Source organism: Mesorhizobium sp. M7A.F.Ca.CA.001.10.2.1 (genome assembly GCF_003998575.1).
Taxonomy (GTDB): domain Bacteria; phylum Pseudomonadota; class Alphaproteobacteria; order Rhizobiales; family Rhizobiaceae; genus Mesorhizobium.
In genome coordinates, this window is sequence record NZ_RZQY01000154.1 from 1 (window position 1) to 10,494 (window position 10,494).

At 62.4% G+C, this 10,494-nt stretch carries 10 protein-coding genes; 4 read left to right on the forward strand and 6 right to left on the reverse strand.

Going from position 1 to position 10,494, the window contains the following annotated elements:
• The 4 genes from EN964_RS12710 to EN964_RS12725 form a co-directional block, all read left to right on the forward strand.
• The coding region (locus tag EN964_RS12710) for a DUF2604 domain-containing protein (RefSeq protein WP_127276414.1) at positions 1-217 on the forward strand (217 nt) is incomplete at its 5' end.
• A 10-nt stretch (positions 218-227) separates the two neighbouring features.
• A complete protein-coding gene (locus tag EN964_RS12715; RefSeq protein WP_372958890.1) occupies positions 228-827 on the forward strand; it encodes a putative metal-binding protein in 600 nt (199 codons plus the stop codon).
• Between the two features lie 98 nt (positions 828-925).
• Positions 926-1,312 carry a Mov34/MPN/PAD-1 family protein gene (locus tag EN964_RS12720; protein ID WP_236383243.1) on the forward strand — a complete coding sequence of 129 codons (387 nt, stop codon included), beginning with the start codon at positions 926-928 and terminating at the stop codon, positions 1,310-1,312.
• Positions 1,313-1,315: 3 nt separating this feature from the next.
• A complete protein-coding gene (locus tag EN964_RS12725) occupies positions 1,316-2,875 on the forward strand; it encodes an E2 ligase fold family C protein (RefSeq protein WP_024505651.1) in 1,560 nt (519 codons plus the stop codon).
• Between the two features lie 206 nt (positions 2,876-3,081).
• On the opposite strand, the gene EN964_RS12730 is transcribed toward EN964_RS12725, so the two are convergent.
• From EN964_RS12730 to EN964_RS12755, 6 genes are all read right to left on the reverse strand, one after another.
• The gene (locus EN964_RS12730) at positions 3,082-5,550 is read right to left on the reverse strand and encodes a S8 family peptidase (protein ID WP_024505650.1); all 2,469 of its coding nucleotides are present in this window, start codon (positions 5,548-5,550) and stop codon (positions 3,082-3,084) included.
• A gap of 17 nt (positions 5,551-5,567) precedes the next feature.
• Positions 5,568-6,554, reverse strand: coding sequence for an AAA family ATPase (locus EN964_RS12735; RefSeq protein ID WP_024505649.1), 987 nt, complete (start codon positions 6,552-6,554; stop codon positions 5,568-5,570).
• A 355-nt stretch (positions 6,555-6,909) separates the two neighbouring features.
• Positions 6,910-8,880 (reverse strand): relaxase/mobilization nuclease RlxS, encoded by a 1,971-nt coding sequence (rlxS, locus tag EN964_RS12740; RefSeq protein ID WP_024505648.1) that lies wholly within the window; start codon positions 8,878-8,880, stop codon positions 6,910-6,912.
• 178 nt (positions 8,881-9,058) lie between these two features.
• Complete coding sequence (locus EN964_RS12745) at positions 9,059-9,742, reverse strand: lytic transglycosylase domain-containing protein (RefSeq protein ID WP_024505647.1); 684 nt, start codon at positions 9,740-9,742, stop codon at positions 9,059-9,061.
• On the reverse strand, positions 9,730-10,278 hold the full coding sequence (locus EN964_RS12750) for a S26 family signal peptidase (RefSeq protein WP_024505646.1): 549 nt from the start codon (positions 10,276-10,278) through the stop codon (positions 9,730-9,732). The genes EN964_RS12745 and EN964_RS12750 overlap by 13 nt, the downstream gene beginning before the upstream one ends.
• Positions 10,275-10,494 (reverse strand): AlpA family transcriptional regulator (locus EN964_RS12755; RefSeq protein WP_145971085.1); only part of this gene is annotated, 220 nt, incomplete at its 5' end. The genes EN964_RS12755 and EN964_RS12750, both read right to left, overlap by 4 nt.

The window sequence follows — 10,494 nt, forward strand, 5'->3', positions numbered from 1 at the left end:
GCCCACGCAGGTCGAAGCCAATCCCAACCAGCCGCTTCACGTCATTCGTACCAAAGCCCTTGAGAACACGCAGAATGTCGCCCAACCAGCCGAGAATTGGGAATTCAAGGATGAGGCCGGCAACTTGCTCGATGTCGACAAGAAGCTTGGCGACTTCGGTTTCCCGAATACTGTGACCCTGTTCCTCAGCCTGAAGGCGGGCGTCGCAGGTGCCTAAACACCAAAGTGTGGATCCGGAGGTCTCCCGAGCGAAGTTTGATCGGGAGATCGGCCGGTTCCGGCCATATGCTGATGTCTATCGGGCTCAGGGCTGCTTCTTGATCGAGGCGACCTTTCCGCGCGCTTTCTTCATTTTCGCCAGCCCCAAGTTAAAGCCACGGGTGGTCAGCGCAGCGAGCGAGGTCGACTTCACCGACTACGACTTAAGACCACCGTCCGTGGTCTTCGTCGATCCGTTTACGCGTCATCCGATTGCCCGGAAAGATCTATACCTGAAAATGCTTAGACGTCCGCCGCTGCCCGGAACGCCGCCGGAGATGATAGGAGCTCTCATCCAGCAGAACGCCGTGCCGCTGACGGACTTCATCCAGGCCAACAGTCCCGAGGACGAACCATTCCTGTGCATGGCGGGCGTCCGGGAATACCACGACAATCCAGCCCATTCAGGTGATCCATGGCTGCTTCATCGGGGTTCTGGCGAAGGCTGTTTGGCCTTCATCCTGGACAAGATCATCAAGTACGGAATCGTTCCTATAGAGCAGTTGCAGATTCAACTCCAACCGACAATCGTAGGAATGGTGGTATCCCCTCAGGCGATACAAGAATGACTGGTTTGAGAGATGTAACGATCGTGACTCTCCCGCGCGGCTGCATCTCGACCACGCATGGGCATCTGCGCTCAGTTGGTCGCGAGGGCAATGAGGGGATGGCGCTCTGGGTCGGCGTTCAGCAAGAGCGGCACTTTGCCGTAACAGAGACGGTTATCCCGGCGCAGCGTCACATTCGGACAAACGATGGCGTTTGCGTGATCGTTGCGGCCGAAGAACTGCACCGGCTCAATGTCTGGCTCTACAAAAGCGGCCTGAAACTCTTGGCCCAGATTCACAGCCATCCGGGCCGCGCCTACCATTCGACGACGGACGACGCTTATGCGGTTGCTACCACGGTTGGGTGTCTGTCGCTGGTCGTGCCGAATTTCGCCCGCGAGCCTTTCGATTTTGCTCGGGTCGCCGCCTATCGGCTTGACGAAAAGGCCAAATGGAATGCGCTCCCTCCCGCGGCACTGTCGCGAATGATCATGATATCGAGTTGAACAATGGCATTCGCTAACTTCATCGATCGCGCCGCCACGGCGGCATCTCAGGTCCTGGCCGATTTTCATCTGGGAGACTTCAAAGCAGCTCTTGAAAAGCAGGTCGTGGCAGTCGCCTTCGACCATCAGGCCGCTTCCTGCGCCGAAGGCCAGGCGACACTAGATCTTGCGGTGAGATTGCTCGCTAGGCTCTACCCGGTTCTGGCGATACTCCCGCTGGACAGCGCGGCGAGCTCTCAAGCCCAAGCGCTGGAGCGCTTGGCAAAGTCGATCAATCCAAAAGTCGGCATCCGGCGTTCCGGCAAGTCTGCCACCGTCTGCGTCGTTGCAGGGGTAACGCGCCCATCACTCCGGTGCCCGATCTTTTTCGTGGGATCGGACGGTTGGGCGGCAAAGCTGTCGCGTACGGACCCGGTGGGCTCTGGCCCAAGTCTGCTGCCTTATGGAGCTGGCGCCGCCAGTTGCTTCGGCGCCGCCAACGTCTTTCGAACTATCTTCGCTGCCCAGTTGACCGGCGCCGAGTTGGACGAAACCATCGACCTCTCGCTATGCAGCTACGACAAGACCAAAGCCGGAGAGCCTGGCCCGATCGACTTCCCAGTCGACCTTGGCGAAACCCACCTCGTTGGGCTCGGTGCGATAGGCCATGGCTCGCTTTGGGCGCTAGCGAGACAACCCGATCTCAAAGGTCGTCTGCATGTAATCGATCACGAAGCGATCGAACTCTCAAACCTGCAGCGCTACGCATTGGCTGGCCAGGCGGAGATTGGTATGTCCAAAGCGGTTCTTGCAGCCACCGCCCTTAGATCGACTGCCCTTGAGGTCGAGGCGCACCCTCTGACGTGGGCAGAATATGTTGCGCGCCGGGGCAATTGGGTCTTCGACCAAGTGGGTGTGGCGCTTGACACCGCCGCCGACCGTCTGGCTGTCCAAGGTGCACTGCCGCGATGGATCGCAAACGCTTGGACGCAGGAGCACGATCTCGGTATCTCCCGGCATGGTTTCGATGACGGCCAGGCTTGCCTTTGTTGCATGTACCTGCCATCCGGAAAATCCAAGGACGAGCACCAGCTGATTGCCGAGGAACTCGGAATACCGGAAGCACACGAGCAGGTGAAAACGCTCCTGCAGACCAATGCCGGAGTTCCCAACGACTTTGTAGTTCGCGTGGCTACAGCGATGGCTGTGCCGTTTGAACCGCTAGCCCCGTTTGTTGGCCAGCCCCTGCGCTCCTTTTATCAGCAGGCTATCTGCGGCGGTCTGGTGTTCCAGCTTAGCGAAGGAAGTCGCCGCGTTCGAACTGTGGTTCCGATGGCCTTTCAGTCGGTGCTTGCCGGGATTATGCTTGCCGCGGATTTGGTCAAACATAGTGCGGGGTTTCCCATGAGCCCGACGACGAGCACTCGGGTGAATCTTCTGCGCCCCCTTGGCTCTCACTTGCACGATCCGAAGGCCAAGGACTCCAGCGGCCGCTGCATCTGTAGCGACGACGATTTCATTGCCGCTTACAGGCGCAAATACGGCGAGCGCGTTGATCAGGTAAGCGATGTCTCGGCCGCCTAAGCAGACGCGCACCTCTCTGTAGACGCAGGGGGCGCGGCTTGTGGGCGTGACCATGGGCGCCATTATGACACGCTTGGCCCGCTCCTTTGGCGGCCTATCGTCCTCCGCGCATGATCCCTGTTGCCGACGTGATGATCCAGCACCAGCCGCCATGGCACCAGAGGCTGGTCAAACCTCCGTTGTTGGCCGGTTTGGACAGTGCTGCATCAGGTCTCGACCGACGTCTCGACAGTCAGGGCTGCTTCGACGGGTGTGAAGATGTCAACATCGACCCCAGGCGCCCGAATCGTCACAATCAGGGCGTACCGAGCCAGAGCGTCGACGCGTTCCAGGTAAGGCTTCTCCTTCCACCAGCCCCCGACCGGGAACACGCCGATCGCGTCACGCTCGGCGAGATCGGCGGCGCTGCCCGACCAGAAATCGGCGTGCAACGAGCCGCGATCGCGGAAGGTGCCGAGCAGCCACTCTTCTCCGCCTCCAGCAGGCGCCCCTTCCTCCTCGTCCCGAGCGGCCTGATTGATGCGGGCTCGGAATTCGTCGACTGTCTCGGTCGCTGACTTTACTCTGAACCGAAGACCATGGGACGCGTAACGATGCCGGCGGGTCCATCCGCGTTCACCGGGGTTGGGTTCGATGAAATAGGACAGCGTGACGCGGAGCTCGACCTGGGCAGCGCCGAGCGCCGCGAGCTGCTCCTTCGGCCAAGGCAGGCGATGCAGCTTCATGTCACGCGTTTTGGCAGCCGCGCCGCCCTCGCGCTGGAAAGGCTGAAGCTCATCTTCAACGATAAGCGTGAGGTCGTTCACCGTTGACAGAAGCGCGCGCCCAAGATCTGGCACGCCGTAACCATAGCGCCGCACGAGCGCCTGGATCTCGCCCTTCGCTCCGTTGCACGCATCGATGCGTGCGCGCATCGCCGGAGTCCATTCGGCCGAGTGGACGATCAGGGCGCGAACCGTTTCAGGCCACAGCTCGGGGCGCGCTGATAGAATCAGTCCCGCCATCCGTGCGGCATGGGCCGTTGCCGCGCTCGTATCTCCGAGGGTGGTGAAGTGGCGCAGTTCGGGTCGATAGAAAGTGGTCAATATCTGCAGATCGTCGATCGGCTCGCCAGGCAACACACCGTCATGGGCGAGATTGCCGCCTTCGAAGACGACCTCGGGCTTCACCGGCCACTGCCTGTCCCAAACGACCGAAGTGCGACTGCGCGGCGAGAGCTCGCCGACCGGCGCGATCGGAGCGTAGCCCGCAAAGTCGGTGTCAATGATATCGACCTTTTCTGTGAAAGCGCCGACCGTCAGCGCATTCCAGGCCTGAGAAGGATCATCGACTGCTTCCAGATCGTTGCGCGTCAAATGCTCGGCCGGCATGAGGTCATCGCCGATGTTGCCGGCAGAGAGAACGATCAAGCGTCGCTGCTCCTCTTCGAAACAGAGTTGGTCGATAGCGGCAGACCACGATGTGGGCCTTCCACGCGCCGGACTGGCGCTTGTCACAGCCATTGCGATCGCGCGGCGGCGCTCCGGCGCCTGCACCTCGGCGCGGGCGATCGCTTCCGCGGTGATCGCGCCATAGAGTTCTGGATCGTTTGCCTCGTCTTCTGGCGGAAGGATACGGACACTCTCCAGCCGAAAGGGCAATGGAACTGGATCGCCTCCGACCAGGAGCGGGACCAGATCACCGTACAGGCCGACACCTGCCATTCGCGTCCCGTGGCCGCTCCACGCAGGTGTGTCGTCGCTGCCCCATGCCGGTTTGACGGTGTGCCAGTCTTCAACGGCAAGTGCGGGTTCGATCAACGGGTGGGTGCGACGTACGCCGCTGTCGAGAATGCAGACCGCAATATCGGATTGAGGCGGTCTGACGCGCCCGAGAAGCTCGTCGCTCCAGTCCCTTTGCTCCGCGCCACCAAGGCCCATGAAGAAGGACGGCGTATCCTTCGCGCGCCGCAGCTCGGCGACGACATCGCTGTGCGCAATCATGCGGTCGAGCATTGCCGTGCTGGCGAGTGCCAGCATGACCACCCGCTCCGGAAACCTGACCGCATGCGTGCGCAAAGTGATGTTCAGGGCTTCGGCAATGTGCTCGAAGTTCTCGCGGCGACCGTCGCGCAGCCAGACTTCCCACCACACCTGCTCGTCAGCGGCCTGGGGGAAGAGGTCGTCGTGGTCGGTAAACAACGATCGTGCAGTCGCCAGCCTGACTGTCTCCATGCGGGAGACGAGCGGCTCGTTGCGCGGTCTGCCGCGGTCAGTGTCAACGTCTCGATACGCCTCGACTTTCCGCAAATAATAGGCTTGCGCGCTTTGCGGCAGGAACACCGACGCTGTGATGGGAGCACCGGGTTGAGTTGGCTCATGGACGGCGACCAGCTCCATGTGCCGGCGACGATCGGCCAACTGGTCGAGGGCCGCCCGTCCGGACATGGGCAGATCGATCTCGAGGTAAAAGCCAGGCGTGCCGACCGACAGCTGGGGGTCACGCGCCGCAATCTGCTGGCGTGCACTTTCGACCGCTTGTTCGATGGATTGCGTCAAGGCCGCAGCATGCGACGCCCGATCACGCGCCGGCAGCGGCGGTGCATGTATAAGTTGGTTGGGCCGCCGATAGGCTTCCCGAATGCCGTTGTTGCGAAGGTGGATATGGGCGCGGTCGCGCGGAAAATCGTCTGCCATTATGATCTGTGCTGTCGCTACTCAGACAGCGAAGCCTGCCGGCGTTCCTTCAGAGCGTCGATGAGCGCTTCCGAGGTGATCCGCTTCCCCCCCCGCAATATGATGGTTTTTGCAGCGTCGTCGGCCGCGCGGGTGATCTCGGCCTGCGACAGTCTCTCTGCCTGAGAGATCGCCTCGTTCCAGGCAAGCCCTCTGGTGTCGAAGCGGTCGAGTCGAGCCCGAAGCAGCGCCTCGATAATCGGCCGATCGGGCACGGCGTATTCGATGACATCGTCGAAACGGCGGAACAAAGCTCTGTCGAGCAGCTCGGGATGATTTGTTGCCGCAATAATCAGGCTGTGGCTGTCGTCTTGCTCGAGAAACTGCAGAAACGAATTCAGCACGCGCCGAATCTCGCCAACATCCTGGCGTTCGCCTCGACGCGCGCCGATGGCATCGAATTCGTCAAAGAAGTAGACGCCCCGCGTCGCCTGCATTGCATCAAAAACAAGCCGCAGCTTTCCGGCAGTCTCTCCCATGAACTTGGTGATCAAACCATCGAGGACGATCATGAAAAGGGGCAGATGAAGCTCCCCGGCCAATGCCGATGCGGTCATCGTCTTGCCTGATCCTGGCGGGCCGACCAGAAGCAGTTTGCGACGGGGAACAAGCCCGTGCTCGCGCAAGCTTGCTTGTTGGCGCTGCTCTCCCAGCACGCGGTGCAGGCGCGAGCGCAGACTGTCCGGCAAAATCATGTCCGTCAGTCGCAGGTCCGGATAGCGCACATGCAGGAGGCCTGCGAGTTCGCCCTTTGGCTGAAAAAGGGGAACCGGCCGACTGCTCTTGGCAATCCGGGCGTCCCTGCTCTTGGCTGCGTCGACCAGATCCTTGAGCTCCTGAGCAAGCTTGCCATGGCCTTGACGTGCCTCATGCGCAGCAAGCTGCATCGCGATAGAGAGGAAACGATCCTCGTCGCCGGCAATGTGGCTTTTAAGCAGCGTCACGATATGGCGGGCCGTGGTCATGGCTCTCTTCTGGGGTATCCGTTTACTTGGCGAAGCGCATGCAACCTAAACGCTTTCAACGGCGATTTGTAACGCGCAATGGTGTTTTTTCTCTTGTCGATGTTCGCCCGTGGCAACTTCAGCGGTGAACTGTTGCGCCGCGGTCATAGGCCAGCCGGAATAACGCCGGCCAGCAGACAACAGTCCGCATCTTCGAGCGCTCGAAGTCTGGCCACTCACGCAGCGTGTCGGGTCCGAACGCTCCAAAGCCGCCCCGCCTGGCAGGTCCATGCGACCGATTGCGGGCGTGCGGCCATAAGGTCTACGCGGGCTCGCATGGCTGCCCGCGCCGCTGGCTAAAAAGCTGTACACCATCTCACGAAACACCAGGTCCGCTCCTTTGCCGGCCGACGGTCCATGAAATCCCCTCCCCACTCACGACACCGGAGACCTCCTTGCCCACATGGCGCTCAAGCACCGGCCGCCATGGCACCAGCGTGAACTCGCGCGACTTTTCAACGACGGCATATTTTCCGCTGGCAAGCTCGACGGAGCGGCGGAGCGTACCCTCTACTCGTCCTCCGGATCGCGCTTCGGCATAGGGCAGGCCAAGTTCCTCCGACAGTTGGCCAGCAACACGGTTCAGTTCTCGCTGGCGCAGGATCGAAAGCATGTTGGCTCGATAGACGATCCCATCCTGTTCTTTATGCGCGAGGCCTTGCGCGATCAGCCACTGCCGCCGGCGAGCTTGCGCCTCTCTCACGTCGCGGCCGAAGCCGGATCCGTGCAAAGGCTCGGGTCTATCGGCAACCAGCTCCCGGTCGAGCCAGGTGGCGCCGTTGAAGCTGACCTGTCGCTCCAGCGCCATTGAGGAGAGCTTGTCGGCAACGACAGGCTCGGCCCTGGCCCGCTGGCCCTCATAATTCGCGACGCGATCGAGATGGTCCGGCGCGATGAGCCAGGTGCCGTTCGGCTCTCGCTCGACGCCGCCGGTCGCGCGGCGGATCGCCTCCAGCCGCCGCACATGCGTTCGCGCAAAGCTCTCGGTGGCGGATGGGTCATGCTTCAGGTGCATATCGACGTCGTAACGGCCGCCATGCGCGGCGGCGATTTCGGCGATGGTACGATCGACCTGCCTCGGCTCGGTGTTCCTTGGCGCGACACGCACGATGCAGCCATTAGGCATCGTTTCCATCGCCTCGCCTCTACCGATGTTGATCCAATGGCTCTTACCGTCGACGGCGTCGACGATCATGTAATGGCGGTCATTGATCTCGTCGGCCAGTCCACGCGCGACAACGCGACCGACGAGAGACTGGACGGGCTCGCCGGATCGATCGTGGATCACCCAGTCGGCGGCCCTGCGGGCAAGCCCCTTGCCGGTCAGTTCGCGGTGCATGGTCTTGATGATGTCGCCGCGTTCGCCGGTGCGGCGCAGCGTGGCTTCGAGCTCATCGTCGAGGCGCCAGGAGCCAGCGCCGACCTCCGCGGCCAGACCCATCCGCTCGAGCTTGCGCAGCCGTCCCTGGTGCAGCGTCTGGCGAATGGCGTCGGGACCGCCCGGCGAGACCAGGCCGTCATCATCACGCATGCTGAGCAGCCGACGGTCGATGCTGGTGAAGCGTTCCTGCTCCATTTCCCGGCGCAGGCGAAGCTCAATCTCGCGGTCGGTTCGCGGACCGAGATCGAGGCTGACCAGCTCGGCCGCCCGCTCGCGGATGCCAGATGAGATATATTCGCGCGCGATGACCAGGTTCTCGCCACGGTCGTCCCTGCCACGGACGATGATGTGGCTGTGCGGGTGGCCGGTGTTGAAATGATCGACCGCGACCCAGTCGAGCTTCGTGCCGAGGTCTTCCTGCATCTGCGCCATGAGCCGCCGCGTCAGCGCCTTGAGGTCGTCGTACTCGATGCCGTCTTCGGCAGCGACGATGAAGCGGAACTGATGGCGGTCGCCGTCCGCGCGATCGATGAACGCCTTGCCGTCGACGCGGCCGCTGTCGGCGCCGTAGAGCTCGCCAGGTTCACCTTCGCGGGTGACCCCGTCGCGCTGAAGATAGCGTAGATGGGCACGCGCCCCGTCCGCGCCCTTGCCGGCGAGCTTGACGACCCGCGCCTTGACGATCACCCGGCGCTGGCGGAAGGCGGCATACCGGTCGCGCGATTTCAGCAGTGCGGCGGCCGCCCCGCCGCGCCCTGTCCGGCTTCCTGTGAAGCGACCACCGCGTTGCGGCCGGCCGCCAGCCCGGTTGATCGCCGCACGAACCTGGCCGGCATAGCGTTTGCCGGCCTTCGAGCCGCGCGACCCGATTTTGCCGAGCTTCGGCCTGAACTCGTCATCCTTAATGCGAGCCTCCCAGACATATCAAGCAAAATCAGACACTTACACGTCCAACCCTCTTGGCACCGGCGGCAGCCTCCCGGAAAAACGATGTGCAGACAAAGATTTAACCGCCTCCTGGAGGCGGTACCTTTATCTTGCCGTACGCGCCCAGCCCCGCCAGACGCGCCCCCGTCCGCCATGGCTAACGCACCGGCTCCTTCGGCTGCGCGCCGTCCTTGCCGAGCGGCACGAAGAGATCGCCGTTTCGCACGCCTGAGTGAACACCGTCATGAATGAAGAACAGCGACCGTCCGAGAGGAGCGATTTGCGCCTTTGGAGCGACAGATTGGCTTTCGAACGCCTCGATGTCGGCCGCCGAAACTCCGGCCGCCTTGAGTTGGTCGAGGTACTCGACGGTCTCTTCTGGCAGCGGTTTGCCACGCTTCAAATGCTCGTCGTAGCGCTCGGGACCGGCATTGTAGGCGCCAAACAGGCCAGGAAATCCGAAGCGGTCATACATGGCACTGAGATAGGCCGTGCCGGCCAGGATATTGTCGCGCGGATCGTGGGGGTTAGGCCCAAGGCCGTGTTCGACCCGCATCTCTTCATAGGTGCCGGGCATCACCTGCATGAGGCCCATGGCGCCAGCGGGGGAGGTGATGGGGCGGCCGCCGCGCATTGTCTTGCCGCCGCTTTCGGCAGCCATGACGGCATAGATCCAGGCTTGGGGAATATGGAAGCGCCGGCTTGCTTCCGATACCAACGTCTGCCACTTTCGCAGCTGCGGACTTTGGGAGATGGCGACCGGCTCAGCGCCGGTCGAGGCGGAACAGGCGCATGGCGCAATGGCGATCATGCCCAACAAGAGGAGGGTCACTCGGTCCATAGTGGTACGAGCCTCCCGATGACATTTTGAGTGGGAACAGGCCCGAAATAGCGGCTGTCGAAGGAGCGGTTTTTGTCGCTGCCGAGCAGGAAAACCTCGTTATCCCCGAGCGCTCGGCAGCCGTTCCACCATGGCAAAGGTCGGCCTTCGGCGTCGATTTTGAGCCGGCGCGCGACGATGTCGCCGCCGATGATGATGGCGTCATTGAAGGCGCAGACATTATCGTCCGGCAGCGCTGCAAGACGTTTTGCCAGCGGCACATTGCGAGGCAGATAGCTGCGCTCGGCGGCGAGATACGCCGCGTATTCAGGCGGGCGCACGAGCACGAGATCGCCACGCGCCAGCGCTCCCGCAGCGATGCGGTAAAGGCCGATCGGCGCGCTGGCCGAGGCGTTCCAGACCAGCCAAGGGGCGGGCTTTCCCAGCGCCGTGAAGCCCAAAAGACCGAGACCGGCCGCGGCCAAGGCGACCGTCTTACGGGCTCGAACACGCCTCAGGCGGCTGCCGATCAGATGGATGGAAGGGCGCCGCCTCATGAACGGCCTCCCGTGCCGCCCTGGCCGGAACCGGCCTTGCCATCGCCGGCGATGGAGTGCTGCGGGTGTCCTTTCGACCAATGGTCGAGTTCGTCGATGTGATAGCGGACATAGCGGCCGTGCTTGCGGAATTTCGGGCCGCCGCCCTTGAGCCGCATCTTTTCGAGCGTGCGCTGGGAGAGCCCGATATAGAAGGCGGCTTGGGCTGTACTGAGA